Annotated in this window: 17 protein-coding genes and 1 pseudogene; 5 read left to right on the forward strand and 13 right to left on the reverse strand. The window is 54.9% G+C overall.

Annotation, left to right across the window (positions count from 1 at the left end; translation table 11 throughout):
- Positions 1-35: 35 nt before the first annotated feature.
- The 3 genes from aroA to IM317_RS16890 all read right to left on the reverse strand — a co-directional run bounded on the left by aroA (position 36) and on the right by IM317_RS16890 (position 3,332).
- A complete protein-coding gene (gene aroA / locus IM317_RS16880; RefSeq protein WP_033145092.1) occupies positions 36-1,319 on the reverse strand; it encodes a 3-phosphoshikimate 1-carboxyvinyltransferase in 1,284 nt (427 codons plus the stop codon).
- 69 nt (positions 1,320-1,388) lie between these two features.
- A complete protein-coding gene (gene serC, locus IM317_RS16885; RefSeq protein ID WP_033145091.1) occupies positions 1,389-2,477 on the reverse strand; it encodes a 3-phosphoserine/phosphohydroxythreonine transaminase in 1,089 nt (362 codons plus the stop codon).
- Between the two features lie 162 nt (positions 2,478-2,639).
- The gene (locus IM317_RS16890) at positions 2,640-3,332 is read right to left on the reverse strand and encodes a DUF421 domain-containing protein (RefSeq protein ID WP_033145090.1); all 693 of its coding nucleotides are present in this window, start codon (positions 3,330-3,332) and stop codon (positions 2,640-2,642) included.
- Between the two features lie 127 nt (positions 3,333-3,459).
- Here IM317_RS16890 and ycaO point away from each other — a divergent pair, with 127 nt between their 5' ends.
- The 4 genes from ycaO to pflA all read left to right on the forward strand — a co-directional run bounded on the left by ycaO (position 3,460) and on the right by pflA (position 9,763).
- Positions 3,460-5,220 (forward strand): 30S ribosomal protein S12 methylthiotransferase accessory factor YcaO, encoded by a 1,761-nt coding sequence (ycaO, locus tag IM317_RS16895; protein WP_033145089.1) that lies wholly within the window; start codon positions 3,460-3,462, stop codon positions 5,218-5,220.
- 406 nt (positions 5,221-5,626) lie between these two features.
- Positions 5,627-6,484, forward strand: coding sequence for a formate transporter FocA (focA, locus tag IM317_RS16900; protein ID WP_008499974.1), 858 nt, complete (start codon positions 5,627-5,629; stop codon positions 6,482-6,484).
- Positions 6,485-6,535: 51 nt separating this feature from the next.
- Positions 6,536-8,818 carry a formate C-acetyltransferase gene (pflB, locus tag IM317_RS16905; protein WP_060568788.1) on the forward strand — a complete coding sequence of 761 codons (2,283 nt, stop codon included), beginning with the start codon at positions 6,536-6,538 and terminating at the stop codon, positions 8,816-8,818.
- A gap of 204 nt (positions 8,819-9,022) precedes the next feature.
- Positions 9,023-9,763, forward strand: a complete 741-nt coding sequence (gene pflA / locus IM317_RS16910) for a pyruvate formate lyase 1-activating protein (RefSeq protein WP_023310991.1) — start codon at positions 9,023-9,025, stop codon at positions 9,761-9,763.
- Positions 9,764-9,798: 35 nt separating this feature from the next.
- Here pflA and IM317_RS16915 read toward each other — a convergent pair whose 3' ends face one another.
- The 10 genes and pseudogenes from IM317_RS16915 to lrp form a co-directional block, all read right to left on the reverse strand.
- On the reverse strand, positions 9,799-10,320 hold the full coding sequence (locus tag IM317_RS16915; RefSeq protein ID WP_023310990.1) for an anti-virulence regulator CigR family protein: 522 nt from the start codon (positions 10,318-10,320) through the stop codon (positions 9,799-9,801).
- 123 nt (positions 10,321-10,443) lie between these two features.
- A complete protein-coding gene (locus tag IM317_RS16920) occupies positions 10,444-11,592 on the reverse strand; it encodes an MFS transporter (protein ID WP_033145087.1) in 1,149 nt (382 codons plus the stop codon).
- 275 nt (positions 11,593-11,867) lie between these two features.
- Positions 11,868-12,731: a dimethyl sulfoxide reductase anchor subunit family protein gene (locus IM317_RS16925; RefSeq protein WP_033145086.1), complete on the reverse strand. Its 864-nt coding sequence runs from the start codon at positions 12,729-12,731 to the stop codon at positions 11,868-11,870.
- Position 12,732: 1 nt separating this feature from the next.
- Positions 12,733-13,351: pseudogene (locus tag IM317_RS16930) on the reverse strand (DMSO/selenate family reductase complex B subunit).
- Between the two features lie 10 nt (positions 13,352-13,361).
- Complete coding sequence (gene dmsA / locus IM317_RS16935) at positions 13,362-15,806, reverse strand: dimethylsulfoxide reductase subunit A (protein WP_033145085.1); 2,445 nt, start codon at positions 15,804-15,806, stop codon at positions 13,362-13,364.
- Between the two features lie 211 nt (positions 15,807-16,017).
- Positions 16,018-17,310: a serine--tRNA ligase gene (gene serS, locus IM317_RS16940; RefSeq protein ID WP_008499983.1), complete on the reverse strand. Its 1,293-nt coding sequence runs from the start codon at positions 17,308-17,310 to the stop codon at positions 16,018-16,020.
- Between the two features lie 92 nt (positions 17,311-17,402).
- Positions 17,403-18,746 carry a replication-associated recombination protein RarA gene (rarA, locus tag IM317_RS16945; protein WP_033145084.1) on the reverse strand — a complete coding sequence of 448 codons (1,344 nt, stop codon included), beginning with the start codon at positions 18,744-18,746 and terminating at the stop codon, positions 17,403-17,405.
- A 9-nt stretch (positions 18,747-18,755) separates the two neighbouring features.
- Positions 18,756-19,370, reverse strand: coding sequence for an outer membrane lipoprotein chaperone LolA (lolA, locus tag IM317_RS16950; RefSeq protein ID WP_023310983.1), 615 nt, complete (start codon positions 19,368-19,370; stop codon positions 18,756-18,758).
- 128 nt (positions 19,371-19,498) lie between these two features.
- Positions 19,499-23,200: a DNA translocase FtsK 4TM domain-containing protein gene (locus IM317_RS16955; RefSeq protein ID WP_033145083.1), complete on the reverse strand. Its 3,702-nt coding sequence runs from the start codon at positions 23,198-23,200 to the stop codon at positions 19,499-19,501.
- Positions 23,201-23,335: 135 nt separating this feature from the next.
- Positions 23,336-23,830, reverse strand: a complete 495-nt coding sequence (lrp, locus tag IM317_RS16960) for a leucine-responsive transcriptional regulator Lrp (protein ID WP_000228469.1) — start codon at positions 23,828-23,830, stop codon at positions 23,336-23,338.
- A gap of 544 nt (positions 23,831-24,374) precedes the next feature.
- On the opposite strand from lrp, the gene trxB reads away from it, so the two are divergent.
- Complete coding sequence (gene trxB, locus IM317_RS16965) at positions 24,375-25,343, forward strand: thioredoxin-disulfide reductase (RefSeq protein ID WP_023616696.1); 969 nt, start codon at positions 24,375-24,377, stop codon at positions 25,341-25,343.
- Positions 25,344-25,416: the final 73 nt, after the last annotated feature.

The following is a 25,416-nucleotide window of genomic DNA, read 5'->3' on the forward strand; positions in this document are numbered from 1 at the left end:
GCAAATGCCGCATCGGGCGATGCGGCAAGGCGTTATCAGGCCAGCGTGCTAATGCGTGCCAGCTGTTCGAAGTAGTCCGGAAAGGTTTTCGCGGTACATTTCGGATCAAGAATGGTGACAGGCGTGTCTGACAGCGCCACCAGCGAGAAGCACATCGCCATGCGGTGATCGTTGTAGGTGCCGATTTCCGCAAACTGCAGTTTTGCCGGAGGGGTCACGCGAATGTAGTCTTCGCCCTCTTCCACCTCGGCACCGACTTTTCGCAGCTCTGTCGCCATTGCGAACAGGCGGTCCGTCTCTTTTACGCGCCAGTTGTAGATATTACGCAGCGTGGTCGTGCCTTTGGCAAACAGCGCCGCCGTGGCAATGGTCATCGCCGCATCCGGGATATGGTTCATGTCCATGTCGATGGCGTTCAGCTCGCCGTGGGTACAGGAGATGAAGTCATCGCCCCAGGTGACAATGGCGCCCATCTTTTCCAGCACGTCCGCAAAACGGATGTCGCCCTGCACGCTGTTACGGCCAATACCGGTCACTTTTACCGTGCCGCCTTTAATCGCCCCCGCAGCCAGGAAGTAAGACGCGGATGACGCATCCCCTTCAACCAGGTAGTTGCCCGGAGACTGGTACTGCTGCGCCCCGCGCACCACGAAGCGCTGATAAGACTGATTTTCCACCTCAACGCCGAAGGTTTTCATCAGGTGCAGCGTGATATCAATGTACGGTTTGGAGACCAGCTCACCTTTAATGGTGATAACCGTATCCTGCGGTGCCAGCGGCGCGGTCATCAGCAGTGCCGTCAGGAACTGGCTGGAAACGCTGCCGTCAACCTCGACGTTACCGCCGGTAAAACCGCCGCGCAGACGCAGTGGCGGATAGTTTTCCTGCTCCAGATACTCAATCTGCGCGCCGCCCTGACGCAGGGCGTCCACCAGGTGACCAATCGGACGCTCCTTCATGCGCGGCTCGCCGGTCAGCACGATGTTGTTGCTCCCCAGGCACAGGGCCGCCGCCAGCGGGCGCATCGCGGTACCCGCGTTGCCCAGAAACAGCTCAAGCTCTTCGCCCGAACGCAGCGCGCCGCCGTTGCCGGTCACTTCGCAGCGGGTACGATCGTCGGAGAGAGTGTAATGAACGCCCAACGCTTTCAGCGCATTGAGCATATGGCGCACGTCATCGCTGTCCAGCAGGTTTGTGAGGACGGTGGTGCCGTTTGCCAGAGCTGCCAGCAGCAAAGCGCGGTTCGAGACACTTTTTGAACCAGGCAGATTAATGGTGCCATCTACCCGCGCGATAGGTTGTAACGTCAGGGATTCCATGAAAACTAAACTCTCAACTCAACATAATAAAAACCCCGCAGGGACGCTGCGGGGGTGAAAAACAGCAAATTAACCGTGACGACGTTCGAAGTCGATCATGAAATCCGTCAGGGCTTTAACGCCTTCCAGCGGCATCGCGTTATAGATGGAGGCACGCATGCCGCCAACGACACGGTGACCTTTGAGCGCATGCAGACCTGCCGCGAAGGACTCTTCCAGGAATACTTTGTCCAGGCTGCTGTCCGCCAGCTGGAACGGCACGTTCATGCGGGAACGGTTAGCGTTCGCCACATCGTTGCGGTAGAAATCGCTCTTGTCGATCACGCCATACAGCAGTTCGGCTTTCTGCTGATTCACCTTGTCCATCTGCGCCACGCCGCCGTTTTGCTTCAGCCATTTGAAGACGAGGCCGGAGAGATACCAGGCAAACGTTGGTGGAGTGTTGAACATCGAATCGTTATCGTTCAGCACGGTGTAATCGAGAATCGACGGACAGGATTTATGTGCTTTACCCAGCAGGTCTTCACGCACAACGACGATAGTCAAACCGGCCGGGCCGATATTTTTCTGCGCGCCCGCATAGATAACGCCGTAGCGGCTGACATCAATTGGCGCAGACAGAATGGTGGAGGAGAAGTCGGCGGCAACCACGACATCGCTACCGAAGTTTGGCGTCTCGTCGATGGCAATCCCGTCAATGGTTTCGTTCGGGCAGTAGTGCAGATACGCTGCGTTATCGGAAAGCTGCCACTCGCTCATGGGCTTCACGGCGCGCAGACCGTCAACGGTCACTTTGGCGTCGATAACATTCGGCGTGCAGTATTCATGCGCTTCTTTAACGGCGCTTGCCGCCCAGTAACCTGCGTCAACGTAGTCAGCCGTCGTTTTGTCACCGAGGATATTCAGCGGAACGCCTGCAAACTGGCCGCGTCCACCGCCGTGACAGAACAATACTTTGTAGTTCGAGGGAATATTCAGCAGATCGCGAAAATCCTTTTCTGCCTCTTCCGCCACCTGAATAAACTCTTTACCACGGTGGCTAATTTCCATCACCGACGTACCGAGACCGTTCCAGTCACAGAGTTCCTGTTGAGCCTGTTTAAGCACGTCTGCCGGTAACATCGCCGGACCTGAACTGAAATTAAAGACTTGAGCCATTTCCCCTCACCACGCTAAAAGCCATAAGTTATAACTGTGGATATCGGTTTTATCATTCAGTGACACGCGCCGCAATGTCTAAAACTTATGACCCGTGAAATGTGCCCCGCGTCACACAAAACAATCTGCCGCCTCGCCAGGACAAAACCGACAAAATGGCTGTCAGGTGATACGTTTGGCCCGGCTAACCTTCGTCCATTCCGGATTTGCACAGCGGGGGCATAATTGGCGATCCCCCGGCTGCATCGCGACTACATGGCTACATCTTACGCAAGCATACTCGCCGGATGCCGGTACCGTTCTGAAACGCTCAATGAGCATATCCGGCAGGATACACAGTCCCGGCTTCACCTCGTCGTCAGGATAGTAATAGACGCTGATCTGCCCGTTGGTTTCCATGATTGCCAGACGCACCTGCCCGAGCTGTTCAACGCTGTTCAGGCGAAGCTCCATAAAGAACTCAAACTCGGTCATATTGGCGCTTTGTACATTTTCCCAGGCCAGCTGTCCGTCCTCGACGATAACGACCGGCTTCCCTTCAAGCAGATCTTCCAGCTTTTCGCTTTTCGACATCAGCCACATGACAAGACGGTAAAGTAGCGCCAGTGAGACAAAAACGATAAACACCGGCACCATCGGCACGTCGTCATAAAAGGCGACGTCACCCGCCGCCGAGCCCAGCGTCAGGATGATCAACACCTCAAAGAGCGACATCTGCCGCACGCCTCGGCGGCCGGTGATTTTAAGAAACAGGAAGACGAGGACGAAGGTATACAGGCTGCGCAGCGCCACTTCGCCCAGAAATTCAGGAGGAACTTTATCAAACGCCATCCGCTGGAGATCAAATGCTTTCATTTTTCTATGCCTTAACAGTCAGTTACTGCCACTAAGCATAGCCCAGCCATTTATTTTCGCCGAAGATAGCACCCGTCACGCAAAACCCGTATCATTGCGCGCTTTACGTACGATAAAAGTGAACGCCATGACTCAAACGTTTATCCCCGGCAAAGACGCCGCTCTGGAAGATTCCATCGCTCGCTTCCAGCAGAAACTGACCGACCTGGGTTTTAACATCGAAGAAGCCTCCTGGCTCAATCCGGTACCTCACGTCTGGTCCGTGCATATTCGCGATAAAGACTGTGCCCTGTGCTTTACCAACGGTAAAGGCGCGACAAAAAAAGCGGCACTGGCCTCTGCGCTGGGTGAGTATTTTGAGCGTCTGTCCACCAACTATTTCTTCGCTGACTTCTGGCTGGGCGAAACCATCGCTAACGGCCCGTTCGTTCACTATCCAAATGAAAAATGGTTCCCGCTGACCGAAGATGACGAGCTGCCGGAAGGTATTCTCGACGCGCGCCTGCGTGCCTTCTACGATCCAGACAGCGAACTGACCGCCAGCATGCTGATCGATCTGCAGTCTGGCAATGAAGACCGTGGGATCTGCGCCCTGCCGTTCACCCGTCAGTCTGACGAGCAGACCGTGTATATTCCGATGAACATCGTCGGCAACCTGTATGTGTCCAACGGTATGTCCGCCGGTAACACCCGCAATGAAGCGCGCGTGCAGGGTCTGTCTGAAGTTTTCGAACGCCACATTAAAAACCGCATCATCGCTGAATCCATCAGCCTGCCAGAAATTCCGGCAGACGTGCTGGCGCGCTACCCGGGCGTAGTAGAGTCCATCGCTAAGCTGGAAGCCGAAGGTTTCCCAATCTTTGCCTATGATGGCTCGCTGGGCGGCAAGTATCCGGTTATCTGCGTGGTGCTGTTTAACCCGGCCAACGGTACCTGCTTCGCCTCATTCGGCGCGCACCCTGACTTCGGCGTGGCGCTGGAGCGTACCGTTACCGAGCTGCTGCAGGGCCGTAGCCTGAAAGATCTCGACGTCTTCACCCCGCCAACGTTTGACGATGAAGAAGTGGCCGAGCATACCAACCTTGAAACCCACTTCATCGACTCCAGCGGTTTAATTTCCTGGGATATGTTCAAGCAGGACGCCGACTATCCGTTCGTGGACTGGAGCTTTGCCGGGACCACGGAAGAAGAGTTCGCCACGCTGATGGCGATCTTCAACGCGGAAGATCGGGAAGTTTATATTGCCGACTACGAACACCTTGGCGTCTACGCGTGCCGCATTATTGTTCCAGGCATGTCCGACATCTACCCGGCTGAAGATCTGTGGCTGGCGAATAACAGCATGGGCGCGCACCTGCGCGAAACGCTGCTGGCTCTGCCGGGCAGCGAGTGGGAGAAAGAAGATTATCTGAACCTGATCGCCCAACTGGACGAAGAAGGCCACGATGACTTTACCCGCGTACGCGAACTGCTGGGCCTGGCGACCGGTAAAGACAACGGCTGGTATACCCTGCGCATCGGTGAGCTGAAAGCGATGCTGGCCCTGGCGGGTGGCGATTTGGATCAGGCCCTGGCCTGGACCGAGTGGACCATGGAATTCAACCAGTCGGTCTTCTCTGCCGAGCGCACCAATTATTACCGCTGCCTGCAAACCCTGCTGCTGCTGGCCCAGGAAGAGGATCGCGAGCCGCTGCAATACCTGAATGCTTTCGTGCGGATGTACGGAGCTGAGGCCGTAGAAGCAGCCAGTGCAGCCCTGAGCGGCGAAGAGCCGTTCTATGGCCTGCAGGCTGTTGATAGCGATCTGAAAGCCTTCCCGGCGCATCAGTCGCTGCTGAAGGCCTACGAAAAACTGCAGAAAGCAAAAGCCGCTTACTGGTCAAAATAAGCGCACATAACATTACCAGCAGTAGGCGTATTCAATCGTCTGGGCTATATTACGGGGCAATTTCATTGCCCCGTTTTTTATTTTCTTCGGCAATGACTGTTGATTGTAATAATAAAGTTAAACATGGGTAAATATAATAATATTTACCTGAGCTTTACTGTTACTTTTTATGGTAAATACTCCATATTAATTAACTGCGTCAGGGGTGGCTGAACGAAAAAATTCAACTCTTTTCATAACTTTTAAAATTTATTTTTATACGGATAATCAAATACTTACTCCGCATTTGCTGTAAAACCATACACACTGCGGGCCTATAAGCCAGGCGAGATATGATCTATATCAATTTCTCTTCTATAATGCTTTGTTAGTATCTCGTCGCCGACTTAATAAAGAGAGAGTTAGTGTGAAAGCTGACAACCCTTTTGATCTTTTACTCCCTGCTGCGATGGCCAAAGTTGCCGAAGAAGCGGGTGTCTATAAAGCAACGAAACACCCGATGAAGACGTTCTATCTGGCGATCACGGCTGGTGTGTTCATCTCTATCGCTTTCGTCTTCTACATCACCGCCACCACCGGTACTGCCGGAATGCCTTTCGGCATGGCCAAACTGATTGGCGGCATTTGCTTCTCACTGGGTCTGATTCTCTGCGTCATCTGCGGCGCCGACCTGTTCACCTCAACGGTGCTGATTGTCGTGGCAAAGGCCAGCGGAAGAATTACCTGGGGTCAGCTGGCACGCAACTGGCTTAACGTCTACGTGGGTAACCTGGTTGGCTGTCTGCTCTTTGTTTTGTTGATGTGGCTTTCTGGCGAGTACATGACCGCCAATGGTGGCTGGGGCCTTAACGTCCTGCAAACCGCCGACCACAAAATGCACCACACATTTATCGAAGCCGTTGCTCTCGGCATCCTCGCTAACCTGATGGTCTGCCTGGCTGTATGGATGAGCTACTCGGGTCGTAGCCTGATGGACAAAGCCTTAATTATGGTTCTGCCGGTTGCGATGTTTGTTGCCAGCGGCTTTGAGCACAGTATCGCGAATATGTTCATGATCCCAATGGGCATTGTCATCCGCGACTTTGCAAGCCCGGAGTTCTGGACCGCAGTTGGTTCATCCCCGGAAAGTTTCTCTCACCTGACTATTATGAATTTCATTACTGATAACCTGATCCCTGTCACTATCGGGAACATTATCGGTGGGGGTCTGTTAGTTGGGTTGACATACTGGGTCATTTACCTGCGTGGCGACGATCATCATTGATGGTTTTCTCAGGCAGTAAATAAAAAATCCACTTAAGAAGGTAGGTGTTACATGTCCGAGCTTAATGAAAAGTTAGCCATAGCCTGGGAAGGTTTTGCGAAAGGTGACTGGCAGAATGAAGTAAACGTACGTGACTTCATTCAGAAAAACTATACCCCGTATGAAGGTGACGAATCCTTCCTGGCTGGCGCAACTGACGCGACCACCAAGCTGTGGGACAGCGTAATGGAAGGCGTTAAACTGGAAAACCGCACTCACGCGCCAGTTGATTTTGACACCTCCGTTGCTTCCACCATCACTTCTCACGATGCTGGCTACATCAACAAAGCCCTTGAGAAAATCGTTGGTCTGCAGACTGAAGCACCACTGAAACGCGCAATCATCCCGTTCGGTGGTATCAAAATGGTTGAAGGTTCCTGCAAAGCGTATAACCGCGAGCTGGACCCAATGCTGAAAAAAATCTTCACCGAATACCGCAAAACCCACAACCAGGGCGTATTCGATGTTTACACCAAAGACATTCTGAACTGCCGTAAATCTGGCGTTCTGACTGGTCTGCCAGATGCGTATGGCCGTGGCCGTATCATCGGTGACTACCGTCGCGTTGCGCTGTACGGTATCGACTTCCTGATGAAAGACAAGTACGCGCAGTTTGTTTCCCTGCAGTCCGATCTGGAAAACGGCGTAAACCTGGAAGCGACTATCCGTCTGCGTGAAGAAATCGCTGAACAGCATCGCGCGCTGGGTCAGATCAAAGAGATGGCAGCAAAATATGGCTGCGATATCTCTGGTCCGGCTACCAACGCTCAGGAAGCTATCCAGTGGACCTACTTCGGCTACCTGGCCGCAGTTAAGTCTCAGAACGGTGCAGCAATGTCCTTCGGTCGCGTATCCACCTTCCTGGATGCGTACATTGAACGCGACATCAAAGCAGGCAAAATCACCGAGCAAGACGCTCAGGAAATGATTGACCACCTGGTCATGAAACTGCGTATGGTTCGCTTCCTGCGTACTCCTGAATACGATGAGCTGTTCTCTGGTGACCCAATCTGGGCAACAGAATCAATCGGTGGTATGGGCGTAGACGGCCGTACTCTGGTAACCAAAAACAGCTTCCGCTTCCTGAACACCCTGTACACCATGGGTCCTTCTCCGGAGCCGAACATCACCGTTCTGTGGTCTGAAAAGCTGCCTCTTAACTTCAAGAAATTCGCCGCTAAAGTGTCCATCGATACCTCTTCTCTGCAGTACGAGAACGATGACCTGATGCGTCCGGATTTCAACAACGACGATTACGCTATCGCTTGCTGCGTAAGCCCAATGGTTGTTGGTAAACAAATGCAGTTCTTCGGTGCGCGTGCAAACCTGGCGAAAACCATGCTGTACGCAATCAACGGCGGCGTTGATGAAAAACTGAAAATGCAGGTTGGTCCTAAGTCTGAGCCGATCAAAGGCGACGTTCTGAACTTCGACGAAGTGATGGAACGTATGGATCACTTCATGGACTGGCTGGCTAAACAGTACGTCACTGCACTGAACGTTATCCACTACATGCACGACAAGTACAGCTACGAAGCCTCTCTGATGGCACTGCACGACCGTGACGTTATCCGCACCATGGCCTGTGGTATCGCTGGTCTGTCCGTTGCTGCTGACTCCCTGTCTGCAATCAAATATGCGAAAGTTAAACCAATTCGTGACGAAGACGGCCTGGCTGTAGACTTCGAAATCGAAGGTGAATATCCGCAGTTTGGTAACAACGACTCTCGCGTTGATGACATGGCGGTTGACCTGGTAGAACGTTTCATGAAGAAAATTCAGAAACTGACTACTTACCGTAACGCTATCCCGACTCAGTCTGTTCTGACCATCACTTCTAACGTTGTGTATGGTAAGAAAACCGGTAACACCCCAGACGGTCGTCGTGCTGGCGCGCCATTCGGCCCAGGTGCTAACCCAATGCACGGTCGTGACCAGAAAGGTGCGGTTGCCTCTCTGACTTCAGTTGCTAAACTGCCGTTTGCTTACGCGAAAGATGGTATCTCTTACACCTTCTCTATCGTGCCAAACGCGCTGGGTAAAGACGACGAAGTGCGTAAAACTAACCTCGCGGGTCTGATGGATGGTTACTTCCACCACGAAGCGTCCATCGAAGGTGGTCAGCACCTGAACGTGAACGTCATGAACCGTGAAATGCTGCTCGACGCGATGGAACACCCTGAGAAATATCCTCAGCTGACCATCCGCGTATCTGGCTACGCAGTACGTTTTAACTCCCTGACTAAAGAACAGCAGCAGGACGTTATCACCCGTACTTTCACTCAGTCCATGTAACTGGAATTGACTGAAATCACGCGTTAAAAAGCGTACAATAAAGGCTCCACGTCAGTGGGGCCTTTTTAGCACCCTCTCCACCTCAGTCTCTTTTGTCCGCTATCTATACTCTATGGATATCAGCCAAAACAGACTTCAACACAGCCGGCTTTGAGCTGTGCATACTCAGGCCCCGGACGGGCCGATGCTGGAGATATCACCGCAATGTCAATTATTGGTCGCATTCACTCCTTTGAATCCTGTGGCACCGTCGATGGCCCGGGTATCCGCTTTATCACCTTTTTCCAGGGCTGCCTGATGCGCTGCCTGTACTGCCATAACCGTGACACCTGGGATACGCACGGCGGTAAAGAAGTGACCGTTGAAGACTTGATGAAAGAGGTGGTGACCTACCGCCACTTTATGAACGCGTCCGGCGGCGGCGTCACCGCATCCGGCGGTGAAGCCATTCTGCAGGCCGAATTTGTCCGCGACTGGTTCCGCGCCTGCCATAAAGAAGGCATTCATACCTGCCTCGACACCAACGGCTTTGTGCGCCGCTACGATCCGGTTATCGACGAGCTGCTTGAAGTGACCGATCTGGTGATGCTCGATCTTAAACAGATGAACGATGAGATCCACCAGAACCTCGTTGGCGTCTCAAACCACCGCACGCTGGAATTCGCCAAATACATTGCCGATAAAGGCATCAAAACCTGGATCCGCTACGTGGTGGTTCCCGGCTGGTCAGATGACGACGACTCCGCGCACCGCCTGGGGGAATTTACCCGCGACATGGGCAACGTCGAAAAAATCGAGCTTCTCCCCTATCACGAGCTGGGTAAACATAAATGGGTGGCGATGGGCGAAGAGTACAAACTTGATGGCGTGAAGCCGCCAAAAAAAGAGACGATGGAACGCGTCAAAGGTATTCTTGAACAGTACGGCCACAAGGTGATGTATTAAAGAAAAGCCCGGTGAAAACCGGGCTTTTTTATATTCTATTTAAAGACGCCGTTAATAACGGACGTCACAATGGCTGTACTCAGCGCAATTAAGACCAGGTCGTCTCCGACCACGCGCCATTCATAGCCAGGGTAGGAAGGAAGCTGACCCAGCATTGAGGCCGGCACGGTTTTCTTCGCAATGCCCGGAGGCAACGGTTTACCGCGCGCCAGGTTTTTCGCGATACCCGGAGGCAGAGAGTCATAGCCCGTTAGGCCATAATTCAGCGCCAGATGGCGGGCATGATCGAAGCTCACGCGAGCGTCGACATCGTTACCGACATCTTTACTGCTTTTAAAGCTTTTATCCGATTTTCCAGGGTTATCCTGACCGTTATTTTGCTTATTGCCATGGTTACCAGAATTTCCGTTACCATGATTACCGCCATTACCTTGCCCGCCACCGTTTCCGTGACCACCGCCATTCCCGTTTCCAGGATTAGCCATGACCGGAGCCGTTGCAAACGTTAAAGACAACACTACGGCAAGTGCGGTAGTGGAAAAACGACGAATAGACATGATTGCTGCCTTATAGTGGTAGGACTCACATGAATTATCGCCTGGCGCAATAAACAAACAATAAGTAAAACTCTTAGTTGTGACAGGGACAAAAAAGCCTGTCATCGACAGGCTTTTAATTAATCAGGCATGAGCCACAGGCGTTGGGTGTTCTCCCACTTTGCGCAGCAGCATTAAGAGATAAATAAACGATACGCTGGCGATCATGATAAACAATAAGTTATCAGAGTAATTCTGCATCAGCATCGCGGTAAACGTCGGCCCTAATAAGCTGCCGATGGTATAGCTCAGTAACAGCGCCTGGTTCATTGCCACCAGCTGGTGATGTTCAACTTTCTCACAGGCCCAGGCCATCGCGACCGGATAGAGCGTAAAGCCGGCCGCCCCGAGAATAAACAGCGCAGGCGCCATCGCGGCGTTGCTGAGCATGGCAAGGCATCCCATGATGACCACAAAGACCTGAACGCGCAGCACCAGCAGACGGCCGAAACGATCCGCCAGTCGGCCAATCGGCCACTGCCCGACGATCCCCGCACTCACCATGACCGCCATCCAGAAACCAATTCCGGAATCGCTGACGCCCTGATGATTTAGATAGAGCGGCATCAGGCCGTAGAGCGAGCCCAGTACAATCCCCGAGATAATGCAGCCGTTAACGCCAAGACGCGCCTGACGGAGTCTGAGCATCGGCCAGACGTGGGTCGCTTCCTGATGCTCGCTGTTCTGATTCACAATGCGCGTGAAGAGCAGCGGCAGGATCGCGGCCAGCACCATGCCCGTGACCCACGGCAGAACGCTCATCAGATCGGTTGGCAGCTTGCTGACCATCAGTTGACCCAGCACGGTGCCGACGTAATAAACCATCATATAGGCTGCCAGCAGGCGTCCACGGTTGCGCGAAGTGCCGCTGCACATCAGCGCGCTTTCAACCACCACCCAAATCATCGCGCAGCCTACGCCTGCGATAAAGCGCCATGCCATCCAGCTCCAGAAGCCGACCATCAGGCCCAGCCCGGCACACCCGGCGGCGAAAATCAGCGAAGCCAGATAATAGCTGCGATTAAAGCCAAAGCGCTTAATCAGGCTCCCGGTCATTAGCGTACCCAGCAGGTTCCCGGTAAAAAAGGACGAGCTGACCATACCCACCTGCCAGGTCGGTAAGTTTTCATGGGCGAGCCATAGCGGGACGAGCGTATTTAACACTGCGATCGCCAGGGTCAACAGAAGCAGGCCACAGAGCAACAGAAGCACTGGCCGGGTATAGGTGGTCATGGATTAAAAACCGTGAGGAAGTTCAGATTTCGTGCGCATCATGCCACTGGCAAAAACAAAGTCAATCCACTGATTTAGCCGCCTCGCACAATATGTTCCCTGTCGATTTAAAAAACTTATCCTGCTAATGCCACGCCTGCTGTAGATATTAATTATGTGTCTGTTTTTATTTATTAATGGGCGAAATTAAAACAAAACGACAGTCGAAAAATTTCATGATCGAAAAAAGAAAAAGCCGGGCACTCAGGCCCGGCTTGATATAACTCAATGCAACGTTAACTGGCGATAGCCATACCAACGGTCATATGCAACCCGTAGAACACACCGCGGCCAATCAGTTCACCCGCCAGGACCAGCACAAAGGCCAGTGACAGCAGCGGCAGCGCGGGCTGATAACCTTTAAGCTGAGGAGCGATCCAGAATACCAACGCCGCGACCAGCAGAACGATGCGCCAGGCCATCAGAGAACCGTAGTCCGGCACCAGGGCAGAAGCCTGCTGGATAGAGCTGTGAATGGTTGCCAGTTCTGCCCCCTGCATCAGGGCGACCATCGCACTCACCACCAGCGCCAGCAGCGAAACAGCCGGCAGCAAACGCATTGCCCACCCGTCTACTCCCGCCACGCGCAGCAGCAGGTAGCCCAGCAGCGGCCCGCCGATAAACATCGTCAGGAAGAAGCTCATCGGCGTCCAAACGCTGTACCAGGTTGGAACGGTATCGATGGTGTTATAGACGCGCACCATCATCCACACGAACACCACGCCCAGCACCATGGTCACGATCAGCCACAGGCTGCGCAAACCCGCAGGCAACTTCTTCATAGCGGCCAGTAGCCAGCCCAGCCCACCGACGGCAAAGAAAATTGCCCCGCTGGCAATCTCGTTACTGAGGGAAGAGGCCCCCACGCGGTTCAGAGAGTTAAACGCGCGCATCGGCGAACCCAGGTGCAGCGTAGAGGCTATAAAGCCAATCCCCATCAGCACCCACAGGCCAAACATGCTCAACACTAAACGCTGCTGCTGTTCGGCATTGAGGTTCCCTTTTAACAGCGCCAGCGCGAGCACAATGAAACCGCCCGCCACGCACTGGCCAAAGACCGTGAAGATCATCAGCGGCCATTCATGCCATCCACTTCCCATCTCACACCTCCTTCGGATTTGCCAGGTAGCCGGTGGTGTCACCTGTAGGACGGCTGTTGGCGTTAGGTTTAATCACAATGCTCGGCTTCGTGACAGTGCGCAGACGGCAGCGGTGCCACTGCGGCAAGCTGACCGTGTTTTTGACGCAGCTCTTCAATCGGGCCGAAGTCCAGCGCGCGCAGCGGACAGGACTCGACGCAAATCGGCTTTTTGCCGTCCGCCACGCGGGTGTGGCAACCGTCGCATTTGGTCATATGACCTTTGGCGGCGTTGTACTGCGGCGCGCCGTACGGGCACGCCATGTGGCAGTATCGGCAGCCGATGCAGACATCTTCGTCCACCACCACAAAACCGTCTTCACGCTTGTGCATCGCCCCACTCGGGCAGACCTTGGTGCAGGCCGGATCTTCACAGTGGTTACAGGCAATCGACAGGTAATACGCAAAGACGTTCTGATGCCAGACGCCGTTATCTTCCTGCCAGTCGCCCCCGGCGTATTCGTAAATACGGCGGAAGCTGACGTCAGGAGTCAGGTCTTTGTAATCTTTACAGGCCAGCTCGCAGGTTTTGCACCCGGTGCAACGGCTGGAATCGATAAAAAATCCATACTGGGTTGTCATCGGCTACTCCTTAAACCTTTTCAACCTGGACAAGGTTTGTGTGGGATGGGTTGCCCTTCGCCAGCGGCGACGGACGCTGCGTGGTCAGCACGTTAATACTGCCCGCCTGGTCGATGCGGTTGGCATCAGGGCTGTACCAGGCCCCTTCCCCCAGCGCCACCACGCCAGGCATCATGCGCGGTGTCACCTTAGCTTCAATGTGCACCTCGCCACGGCCGTTGAAGATACGCACGCGATCGCCATTGCTGATGCCGCGTGCTTTGGCATCCATCGGATTGATCCACATCTCCTGACGGCAGGCGGCCTTGAGTACGTCGACGTTACCGTAGGTGGAGTGCACGCGCGCTTTGTAGTGGAAACCGGTCAGCTGCAGCGGGAATTTCGCCGTCAGCGGATCGTTATAGTTCTCGAAACCTGGCGTGTAGATCGGCAGCGGATCGATAACGTCCCCTTCCGGCAGCTCCCAGGTCGACGCGATTTTTGCCAGCTCTTCGGAGTAGATTTCGATTTTGCCCGACGGCGTGGTCAGCGGGTTCGCCTGCGGGTCTTCACGGAACGCTTTGTACGCCACGTGGTGCCCTTCCGGATCGCGCTGTTTGTACATACCCTGCTTGCGGAAGGTATCGAAATCAGGCAGGTCAGGGACCGCCTTACGGGAGAGTTCATGCAGATGGCGCATCCAACCTTCCTGTGTACGCCCCTCGGTAAACTGCTGCTCAACGCCAAGACGTTTCGCCAGCTCAGAGGTCATCTCATAAATGGTTTTGCACTCGAAGCGCGGTTTAATCGCCTGGTCGGTAAAGATCACGTAGGACATGTTGCCGCAGGAGGCATCCAGCGCGAAATCCATCTGCTCAGAGGCCGTGCAGTCCGGCAGCAGGATATCGGCATATTTCGCCGAGGAGGTCATGTGGCAGTCGATGACCACAATCATCTCGCACTTCTTATCATCCTGCAGGATTTCATGGGTGCGGTTGATTTCGGAGTGCTGGTTGATGAGACAGTTACCGGCATAGTTCCAGATCATCTTGATCGGCACGTCCAGCTTGTCCTTGCCGCGCACACCGTCGCGCAGGGCGGTCATTTCAGGACCACGTTCGATCGCATCGGTCCACATAAACATGGAGATGCTGGTCTGAACCGGGTTATCCAGCGTCGGCATACGTTCAAACGGCACTTCATACGAGCCTTCACGCGCGCCGGTGTTACCGCCGTGAATACCGACGTTGCCGGTCAGAATGGAGAGCATGGAGATGGCACGGGTCGCGATTTCGCCGTTCGCATGGCGCTGCGGTCCCCAGCCCTGGCTGATGTAGGCCGGTTTGGCCGAGCCAATCTCACGCGCCAGCTGAACGATACGCTCGGGCGGAATACCGGTGATGGTGGACGCCCACTCGGGTGTTTTCGCCACGCCGTCGCTGCCCTGCCCGAGAATATAGGCTTTGTAATGACCGTTAGCAGGCGCGCTGGCTGGCAGGGTTTTCTCGTCATAGCCGACGCAGTATTTATCCAGGAAAGGCTGATCGACGAGGTTTTCTGTGATCATTACCCACGCAAGCGCCGAGACCAGCGCTGCATCGGTACCCGGACGGATTGGGATCCACTCATCTTCACGTCCGGCGCCGGTGTCGGTATAGCGCGGATCGATAATGATCATGCGGGCATTGGATTTGGCGCGGGCCTGTTCGAGGTAATAGGTTACCCCGCCGCCGCTCATGCGGGTTTCGCCCGGGTTGTTACCGAACAGGACGACCAACTTACTGTTTTCGATATCGGACGGGCTGTTGCCGTCCGCCCAGCCGCCGTAGGTATAGTTCAGGCCCGCAGCAATCTGCGCCGATGAGTAGTCGCCGTAGTGGTTGAGATAACCGCCGCAACAGTTCATCAGGCGTGCCACCAGCGTTTTACCCGGTGGCCAGGAGCGGGTCAGCGTACCGCCGAGCGTCCCAGTGCCGTAGTTCAGGTAGATGGATTCGTTGCCGTACTCTTTGATAAGGCGCTGCATATTGGTGGCGATAATGTCGTAGGCTTCATCCCAGCTAATCCGCTCGAACTTCCCTTCCCCACGCTTACCGACGCGCTTCATCGGATATTTCAGGCGGTCCGGATTATACACGCGACGACGCATTGAGCGGCCGCGCAAACAGGCACGAACCTGATGTAACCCTTCATAGTTATCGTCCCCGGTATTGTCGGTTTCGACATATTTTATTTCGCCATCCACCACGTGCATACGCAGCGGACAACGGCTACCGCAGTTTACGGTACAGGCACTCCACACCACTTTTTCCGGAGCTGAGGCTGGGGATAGTGCATCAGCCGCTGAGGCCAGTCGGGTAAAAGGAAGCGTGAAGGCGCTGCTGGCTACGGCCAGGCCGCCTATTGCCGTGGTTTTCATCAACCCACGGCGAGTGACCTCGGCAGCCATTAATGCTTCAGGCGCGTTGATTTTCATAGAGACTCACTTTGGTTGCTCACAAAGAAAAGAGTGGCGGCGCAAACCGCTATGTAGTTTTATATACAACGAATTTTTACGTAATCAGCTTTTTATGCTGACTTTCATTCGGAGGAGTATTACTACTTTAGAGGGAGGGGGTATTGCGTCGTGTCAATTCAGAGGCATAAAAAAAGCGCCCAAAGGCGCTTTTTTGTTGTGAGGCAAAGAATTAGCCGATGTACTGCTGGCCTTTCATGTATGGACGCAGCACTTCAGGGATCTCAATACGACCGTCTGCCTGCTGGTAGTTTTCCAGCACGGCAACCAGCGTACGGCCCACAGCCAGACCAGAACCATTCAGGGTATGCACCAGACGGGTTTTCTTGTCAGATTTGCTGCGGCAGCGTGCCTGCATACGACGCGCCTGGAAATCCCAGACGTTAGAGCAGGAGGAGATCTCACGATAGGTGTTCTGAGCAGGCACCCACACTTCCAGATCGAAGGTTTTGCAGGCGCCAAAGCCCATATCACCGGTGCACAGGGCCATACGACGGTACGGCAGGCCCAGCAGCTCCAGCACTTTCTCAGCGTGGCCGGTCATCTCTTCCAGCGCGTCCATGGACTCTTCAGGGCGGACGATCTGCACCATCTCAACTTTGTCGAACTGGTGCATACGGATCAGACCGCGCGTGTCGCGACCGTAAGAACCTGCTTCAGAACGGAAGCACGGTGAATGTGCCGTCAGCTTAATTGGCAGATCGTCTTCATCGATGATCTCATCACGCACGAGGTTAGTCAGCGGCACTTCAGCGGTTGGGATCAGCGCGTAGTTGCTGCTGTCTGCTTCCTCGTCAAGCGGACGGGTATGGAACAGATCGCCGGCAAATTTCGGCAGCTGGCCCGTACCGTACAGCGTATCGTGGTTGACCAGATACGGCACGTAGGTTTCGCTGTAGCCATGCTGCTCGGTGTGCAGATCCAGCATGAACTGCGCCAGCGCGCGGTGCAGATGGGCAATCTGGCCTTTCATCACCACAAAACGGGAGCCGGTCAGCTTAACCGCTGCCGCAAAGTCCAGGCCCGCGTGCATTTCGCCCAGCGTCACGTGATCGCGCACTTCGAAGTCAAACTCACGAGGCGTACCCCAGCGTTTCACTTCAACGTTGTCGTTTTCATCTTTGCCGACAGGCACGCTGTCGTCAGGAATATTCGGGATAGCCAGGGCAATATCACGAATCTCGGCCTGAAGAACGTCCAGCTCAGCTTTTGCCTGATCCAGTTCTTCACCCAGTTTGTTCACTTCCAGGCGTAATGGCTCAATATCTTCCCCGCGCGCTTTCGCCTGGCCGATGGATTTCGATCGAGAGTTACGCTCTGCCTGCAGATTTTCAGTTTGTACCTGCAGAACTTTACGACGCTCTTCGAGAGCGCGCAGCTTATCTACATCCAGCTTAAAGCCCCGGCGTGCCAGTTTTTCAGCGACTGCGTCTGGCTCATTACGCAGCAGATTGGGATCGAGCATGCTTATCCTGTGCTTATCGAATTAAAATAGGAAAATGTGACCACAGCCTGCGGCCACAAGGATACATTGCCAACATTACCGCAACGATTGAACTAACGGTAGCGTTTTATGGGGCTATTTTGATCCTGTCCGGCGAGCCAGGTGAGCTTTTCACCAATCTTGCCTTCAAGACCTCTGTTTGTGGGGTGATAATAGCGCGTTTGTGCCATCTCCTGCGGGAAATATTCCTCCCCGGCAGCGTAGGCATTGGGTTCATCATGAGCGTAACGGTACTCCTGCCCATACCCCATCTCTTTCATCAGTTTGGTCGGCGCGTTACGCAGGTGAACCGGCACATCGTAGTCAGGACGTTCACGCGCGTCGGACATCGCCGCTTTAAAGGCGGTATAAACCGCATTGCTTTTCGGCGCGCAGGCCAGATAAACAATCGCCTGCGCAATGGCACGTTCGCCTTCCGCAGGTCCAACGCGGGTGAAGCAGTCCCAGGCCGACAGCGCAACCTGCATGGCGCGAGGATCGGCATTGCCGACATCTTCTGACGCAATCGCCAGACAGCGACGCGCGACATATAAAGGATCGCCGCCCGCAGTGATAATGCGCGCGTACCAGTAAAGCGCCGCATCCGGCGCGCTGCCGCGCACGGACTTATGCAGCGCCGAGATCAGGTCGTAAAAACGGTCGCCTTTGTTATCGAAACGCGCGCTGCGCTCCCCCGCAATCTCGGTGAGCAGTTCCGGTTTCAGCACCCGCTTCCCGGCATCGTCGATTTCGGCCATATCGGCCATCATTTCCAGCGTGTTCAGCGCACGCCGCGCATCACCGTTGACCAGCTCGGCAATCGCACGACGCGTGTCGTCAGGCAGAACGATATCCTGCCCGCCGTAGCCGCGCGCTTTGTCGTCCATCGCCTGGGTGAGAACCTTTTCGATATCCTCGGTGGTGAGCGATTTGAGCAGGTAAACGCGCGCGCGGGAAAGCAGCGCCGAGTTCAGTTCAAACGATGGGTTTTCGGTGGTCGCACCGATGAAGAAGATCGTGCCGTCTTCAATATGCGGCAGGAAGGCATCCTGCTGGCTCTTGTTGAAGCGGTGGACTTCGTCCACGAAGAGGATGGTACGCCGCCCGGCGTTGCGGTTCTGCCGCGCACGCTCGATCGCCTCGCGGATCTCTTTCACGCCGGAGGTGACCGCCGAGATACGTTCAACGTCCGCGTTGGCATAGCGGGCGATAACTTCTGCAAGCGTGGTCTTTCCGGTGCCCGGGGGGCCCCAGAGGATCATGGAGTGAAGATGCCCGGCCTCAATGGCGCGCGGCAATGGCTTACCGGCAGCCAGCAGATGTTGCTGGCCGATGTACTGCGCTAAATTTTCTGGCCGCATACGGGCGGCCAGAGGTTGAAACGCGTTATCTGAAAAATCGAGCGACAGATTGCCCACTCACGCCTCTTACTTATTGCGTTGGTCGTCCACCGTTACGCCCTGCGGCGGGGTAAAGGTGAATTTCGATGCATCAACGGCGCCGTTTTGCTGAGACTTGAGCTGGTAGCTGCTGCGCTGATCGTCCTGCTCAACCGCGCCAAACTGATTAATCGTACCGTTGGTGCTTACGTTAATGGTGAACTGCTTCAGGTTGCCGTTACTGCCTTTCGGCGTCAGGACAAACTCGTCACCCGTCTGTTTAATATTGTACTGCTGCCAGTCGCTGGACTGGTTACGGGCAATCAGCATAAAAGGCGTATTGCTGGTGGCATCTTTCAGCCAGGTCGCCGTTGCCTGCTCAACGAACGGGTTGAAGAACCATAAGGTTTTGCCGTCAGAGACCAGGATGCTCTCATCCGGCTGGGTCATGTGCCAGTTGAACAGATTTGGGCGTTTTACCCACAAATCTCCCTGACCTTCCTGCACCGCGTTGCCGCTGCCGTCAGTCACTTTTTGCGTGAAGCTGGCGTGGAAGCTGCTTACTTTATCCAGTCGGCTTTTAAGGTCGCTGGCTGCATCAGCCCAGACGCTGCTGGCGACAAAACTGGTGAGTAATGCACAGGCGATGGCGATTTTTTTCATTGTTATTCCTTAAAATACGTCTTCCCGATATGGGGTTTCCGTCTTCTATTCTGGACCTGCCCGAAGGCAGGCGACAGAAGAAAATGCTTAATTTTGGCTGATTTACCCTTCTTTGCAATCGCTGAAGGTTAATCAAACGGCGGCGGTGCCAGCACCTCGCGGTTACCGTTATGCCCCTGCTCGCTCACAATGCCCTGCGCTTCCATCTGCTCGATGATGCGCGCCGCGCGGTTATAGCCGATGCGGAACTGACGCTGCACGCCAGAGATGGACGCTTTGCGTTTTTCGGTAACGAAGTTAACCGCCTGATCGAATAACGGATCCAGCTCTTCGCCGCCGTCGAAGCCACCGCCGCCGCCTTCGCTTTCCGTGTCGCTGGTAATACCGTCAACGTATTGCGGACGACCGCGCGCTTTCCAGTCCTGCACGACGGCGTGAACTTCCTCATCGCGGACGAACGCACCGTGGACACGCACCGGAGAGGTGGAGTTCGGGCCGGAATAGAGCATGTCACCCATACCCAGCAGCGACTCTGCGCCGCCCTGGTCAAGAATGGTACGGGAGTCAATTTTACTGGATACGGTAAAGGCGATACGCGTCGGGATGTTCGCTTTGATAAGACCAGTGATCACGTCCACGGAAGGACGCTGGGTCGCCAGCACAAGGTGAATACCGGCCGCACGCGCTTTCTGCGCCAGACGGGCAATCAGCTCTTCTACTTTCTTACCGACGGTCATCATCAGGTCAGCGAATTCATCGACCAGCACGACGATATAAGGCAGTTTTTCCAGCACCGGATGCTGGGCATCCATGCTGTCACCCGGCTTCCAGTAAGGATCCGGGATCGGACGCCCCATGCGCACTGCCTGGGCAATTTTCTCGTTATAACCGGCCAGGTTACGCACGCCCAACGCAGACATCAGCTTGTAGCGGCGTTCCATCTCGTTGACGCTCCAGCGCAGGGCGTTGGCGGCGTCCTTCATATCGGTGACCACTTCGGTCAGCAAATGCGGGATGCCTTCGTAGACCGACAGTTCGAGCATTTTCGGGTCGATCATAATGAAACGCACATCTTCCGGCTGCGCTTTATAGAGCATGCTGAGGATCATGGCGTTCACACCAACAGACTTACCGGAACCTGTGGTACCCGCTACCAGCAGGTGAGGCATTTTGGCGAGATCCGCGACTACCGGATCGCCAGCGATATCTTTACCCAGCACCACCGTCAGCGGAGATGGGTTATCCCGGAATTTGGTGTTATCCAACACTTCACGCAGGTAGACGGTCTGACGTTTCTTGTTCGGCAGCTCAAGGCCAACGTACGGTTTGCCCGGTATCACTTCCACCACACGTACCGCAACGGTCGAGAGAGAACGCGCCAGGTCGCGGGACAGGTTGGAAATACGCGCGGCTTTAACGCCGGGCGCCAGGTTCAGTTCAAAACGGGTGATCACAGGACCCGGTGAGTAGTTCACCACGTCCGCTTTGATGCGGAAGTCAGCCAGACGCGCTTCAACCAGACGCGCCATCTGCTCCAGCGCGAAGGTATCGACCGGCTCCACTTCTGACGGCGGAGGCGTTAACAGATCCAGCGACGGCAGCGGAGTGCTTGGACGCTGCAGCGGACGGCTGTCACCGTTACGCATCAGCAGCGGGTGAATCAGGCTTTCCTGCGGCTGAGGCGCAGGCTGCTGGAACTGCGGTGGCTGCTGCGGTTGCTGAACAGGTTGATGCGGCTGCGCATACGGCTGCTGAACAGGCTGCTGCGGCTGCGCGTAGGCCTGTGGTGCCGGCTGCTGGCGCACAGGCTCCGCTTCCGGCATCACGCTCGGGATAAATAAAGGCTCGCTAGGGCCATCATCCACCAGATCCTTCATCGGCGAGAATTCAAAATCAGACAGCGAGAACGGATTTGCACCAGCCGGTTGTTCACCTGAATAGCGCTGCTGCTGGGTGGCGGCAAACTGGCGCGCCAGTTCTGCTTCAGCCGCGTCCTCTTCGTCTTCCAGCATAGGTTCATCGTGCTGGTATTCATTACCGTAGCGCTGATTCTGCTGCGCGGCGAACTGACGGGCCAGCTCGTCCTGCTGCATTTCATCGGCGTCATCTTCGTACTCAGGCTCGCGCGCTTTCTCTTCCGCCATACGCTGGGAAGGCAGCTTGATGCCATAAGAGGCAAGCTCACGGCGGGTTGGAACGCGAACGCGGTTAGGGCGAGGCAGTTGCGGACCAATCCCCTCCTTCACCTGAGGACGTGGCGCGCCCCCTGTTGCCAGGCTAAAGACAGGTGCAGCCACGGCAGCGGCCGCGGTAGCCTGCTTCACGCTTTCCGCTACGGGTGCGACTGCAGGCGTCGGGTCGATCGGTGGAACGGAAACAGAAGGCGCTTTCGTCACCGGCTCCTGCACCGGTTCAGGCACAGGCTGGTACCAGGCCGCCAGCTGCTCGCGTTCACGCGCACGACGCTCTTCAACTTCTTCAAAATAGTACATTGGTGGACGAGAGGGTTTTACCTCTTCCACGATTTCAGGTTCAGGCTGCGGCTCTACATAAGGCTGCACAGGTTCAACCGGTTCAGGCACATACTCCTGATAAGGTTGGGCCACAGGCTGTTCATAGTGCGGGGACTCTTGCGGTTCATACGCAGGCTGCGGCGGCTGATATGGCTGCTGCCACTGCTCCTGCTGCACAGGGATGTAGCTTTCAGGTTCAGGCGCGATAACCGGCTCCGGCGTGTGAACGCCTGGCGCAGTCTGCCAGTCAACCTGAGGCTGCTGAATAACGGATTCCGGCGGCGAAACCGGCGCGGATGGCATCACGGCGTCGACAGGCGCGGCATACGCCTGCGCAGCGGTCGTCGCGGCTGCGGCGGCTGCAACCGGCTCGGTAACCGAATGGCCATTTAACAGCGGATCGTATTCGTCGAAGTCACCCGGAGTGGCCCGGCTGCCGGAGAAGAGCACATCGTCAGGATCGACGGCGACACCCGCAGCGCGATACGCCACCTGCTCGTCTTCATCCATGCGTTTACCGGAGAAGAGCGCCGCATCAGTTTTACGACCCAGCGGGTTGGCAAATTTCTCTGCAACACGCTGACGACGCGCCAGCGCGCCGCGCAAAATACGCGCACGACGAGACTCGCGACGCTGCACAGGCGCGTCATCTTCCTCTTCATCTTCGTATTCGTCTTCATCAACCCACGTATCGTCACGGCGGGTACGGTTGCTGGCGAAAGTCAGAATGGTGAGGATAAAACTTCCGATCTTCTCAGCAATGCTCACCCAGGACCAGCCGGTAAACAGCGTCAGCCCGGCCGCCCAGATGCAGAGCAGCGCCAGCGTGCCGCCGCTGCTGTGCAGCATCGGCTGCAGCGCAGAACTGAGTAAACTGCCGATCACTCCGCCAGAGGCGAAGTACCAGATATCATCCGCATTGATTGCCGCCAGCCCGCACGAGGTGAGGATCAGCGCCAGCGCGCCAATCAGGCGCAGCGACACGGCAAAATAGTCGATGTAATCATCGTTCTGACGATGACGCCACGCAAACCAGCATCCGCCAATGATAATGACGGGAAGGGTGTAGGCCATCACACCGAAAATGAAGAACAGCGTGTCCGCAAGCCAGGCACCGGGGACACCGCCTAAATTATGGATAGGCTCATGCCATGCAGTTTGTGACCAGCTGGGATCTGAGGGGTTGAAACTGAGTAAGGCTGCCATCAGCCAGACGGCAAAAAGGGCAATAACAATCAGCAAAGCCTCGAGGAGACGACGTCCGCTGCTTAGCTTCGATAGTGTGACTTCTTTGTCTTCAGTGTATTCCTGGCTCAAAAAAGGCTCTCCAGGTATCAGGCATATCCTGCCTTTTTGCTAAAACGGACAACAGCGCCGGGACTCCCCGGCACTGTTGCTGTATGGATTAACAGGAGTGTAATCAAACTACGCTGATTTTGCACCTGTTCCGTGTTAGCGCGTCTTAATAACCAGACGATTGCTCTGTTTGACCTCTTCCATCACCACATATGTACGGGTGTCGTTCACGCCTGGCAGACGCAGCAGGGTTTCCCCCAGCAGCTTACGGTAGGCGGACATATCAGGCACACGGGTTTTCAACAGGTAGTCGAAATCACCGGATACCAGATGACACTCTTGAATTTCTTCAAGTTTTTGTACAGCGGCGTTAAATTGCTCAAACACATCCGGCGCACCACGATTCAGAGTAATCTCAACAAATACCAGAAGTGAGGCATCCAGATAATGCGGGTTCAGCAGAGCAGTATAGCCCTGAATGAAACCCTGTCTTTCCAGTCGGCGCACACGCTCAAGGCACGGCGTCGGGGAAAGTCCCACACGTTTTGAAAGCTCGACGTTGGAAATACGCCCATCCTTTTGCAATTCATTAAGAATGTTACGATCGATACGGTCGAGATCTTTGCCAGGGCGCTTCTTGCTATCTACCATTATTATTGTCTCTCTGTATTCCTTCCCTACTCCTGCCTGGACCCTGTGCACATCACTGTTCAGAGCCTGTACCCGTTAGTCATCACATCGCCTGGTTTTGTATTAGACGCGATGCGGATTCGGGTTCTGTTGGTAAGAAGACCGTTGCCCGAAGGCAGTCACCGACATCACGTATGGCGTCTGTCCACGCCATGCGTAGATTTCACTGACCCGGTAAAAATGGCATTTACGTGCATGCCTATGCGGCATACGGTTAACGCGGTTTTTTTTCTTCCTTGAATGTTTTCGCAAAAGCGCAGGGGATTGTCAAAGCAAAACATCGTTTTTTAGTACAACATGCCGGATATTCATTACGGCAGGGTATTAATCCTCATTTTATTGCCTTACAAACGACCGGTTTTCAGGCGAAAGCGTGATGTTATAGCGCCTCATTCATCGCTCGTGGCTATTACACAGATTGATATCAAAATTGCTGCGCTCTTTTTTTACGACAACAAATTCCCTACAATCCAGCCAAATGTCTGCCAACAACAATGGGGATCTCATGGGCACGGCCAAACACAGTAAGCTGCTAATCCTTGGTTCTGGACCTGCGGGATATACCGCAGCGGTCTATGCTGCACGCGCTAACCTGCACCCGGTACTCATCACCGGCATGGAAAAAGGCGGTCAGCTAACCACCACCACCGAAGTGGAAAACTGGCCAGGGGACCCGAACGACCTGACCGGGCCGCTGCTGATGGAACGTATGCACGAGCATGCCGCTAAATTCGAAACTGAAATTCTGTTCGACCACATCAATAAGGTCGATCTGCAGAACCGTCCGTTCCGCCTGACGGGCGACAGCGGCGAATACACCTGTGACGCGCTGATCGTTGCCACCGGCGCCTCTGCCCGTTACCTCGGTCTGCCATCTGAAGAAGCGTTCAAAGGCCGCGGCGTCTCTGCCTGCGCAACCTGTGACGGTTTCTTCTACCGTAATCAGAAAGTCGCGGTCATCGGCGGCGGCAACACCGCAGTGGAAGAAGCGCTCTACCTGGCGAACATTGCCTCTGAAGTGCACCTGATCCACCGTCGCGAAACCTTCCGCGCGGAGAAGATCCTGATCAAACGTCTGATGGATAAAGTGGCCAGCGGCAACATCGTGCTGCACACCAACCGTACCCTGGAAGAGGTGACGGGCGACCAGATGGGCGTTGCCGGTCTGCGTATCCGTGATACCCAGAACACCGATAACGTCGAAACGCTTGAAGTGGCGGGTCTGTTCGTGGCGATCGGTCACAGCCCGAACACCGCGATCTTCGACGGTCAGCTGGAGCTGGAAAACGGCTACATCAAAGTGCAGTCCGGCATTCACGGTAATGCGACCCAGACCAGCATCCCGGGCGTGTTCGCGGCTGGCGACGTGATGGACCACATTTATCGTCAGGCGATTACCTCTGCGGGCACCGGCTGTATGGCCGCTCTGGACGCTGAACGCTACCTCGATGGACTGGCTGAACAAGGTAAATAATCTTTACAAGTCAGTAACAAACGTAAATAAAGGCGGCGATAAGTCGCCTTTATTGTCTCCCCGTTGTAACATT

Source organism: Enterobacter cloacae complex sp. S3 (assembly GCF_014930495.1).
Taxonomy (GTDB): Bacteria; Pseudomonadota; Gammaproteobacteria; order Enterobacterales; family Enterobacteriaceae; genus Enterobacter; species Enterobacter asburiae_B.

Bases quoted from the DNA above. Each gene is read 5' to 3' on its own strand.
- aroA (WP_033145092.1), bottom strand. From the start codon at position 1,319: ATGGAATCCCTGACGTTACAACCTATCGCGCGGGTAGATGGCACCATT.
- serC (WP_033145091.1), bottom strand. From the start codon at position 2,477: ATGGCTCAAGTCTTTAATTTCAGTTCAGGTCCGGCGATGTTACCGGCA.
- IM317_RS16890 (WP_033145090.1), bottom strand. From the start codon at position 3,332: ATGAAAGCATTTGATCTCCAGCGGATGGCGTTTGATAAAGTTCCTCCT.
- ycaO (WP_033145089.1), top strand. From the start codon at position 3,460: ATGACTCAAACGTTTATCCCCGGCAAAGACGCCGCTCTGGAAGATTCC.
- pflB (WP_060568788.1), top strand. From the start codon at position 6,536: ATGTCCGAGCTTAATGAAAAGTTAGCCATAGCCTGGGAAGGTTTTGCG.
- pflA (WP_023310991.1), top strand. From the start codon at position 9,023: ATGTCAATTATTGGTCGCATTCACTCCTTTGAATCCTGTGGCACCGTC.
- IM317_RS16915 (WP_023310990.1), bottom strand. From the start codon at position 10,320: ATGTCTATTCGTCGTTTTTCCACTACCGCACTTGCCGTAGTGTTGTCT.
- IM317_RS16920 (WP_033145087.1), bottom strand. From the start codon at position 11,592: ATGACCACCTATACCCGGCCAGTGCTTCTGTTGCTCTGTGGCCTGCTT.
- IM317_RS16925 (WP_033145086.1), bottom strand. From the start codon at position 12,731: ATGGGAAGTGGATGGCATGAATGGCCGCTGATGATCTTCACGGTCTTT.
- dmsA (WP_033145085.1), bottom strand. From the start codon at position 15,806: ATGAAAATCAACGCGCCTGAAGCATTAATGGCTGCCGAGGTCACTCGC.
- serS (WP_008499983.1), bottom strand. From the start codon at position 17,310: ATGCTCGATCCCAATCTGCTGCGTAATGAGCCAGACGCAGTCGCTGAA.
- lolA (WP_023310983.1), bottom strand. From the start codon at position 19,370: ATGAAAAAAATCGCCATCGCCTGTGCATTACTCACCAGTTTTGTCGCC.
- lrp (WP_000228469.1), bottom strand. From the start codon at position 23,830: ATGGTAGATAGCAAGAAGCGCCCTGGCAAAGATCTCGACCGTATCGAT.
- trxB (WP_023616696.1), top strand. From the start codon at position 24,375: ATGGGCACGGCCAAACACAGTAAGCTGCTAATCCTTGGTTCTGGACCT.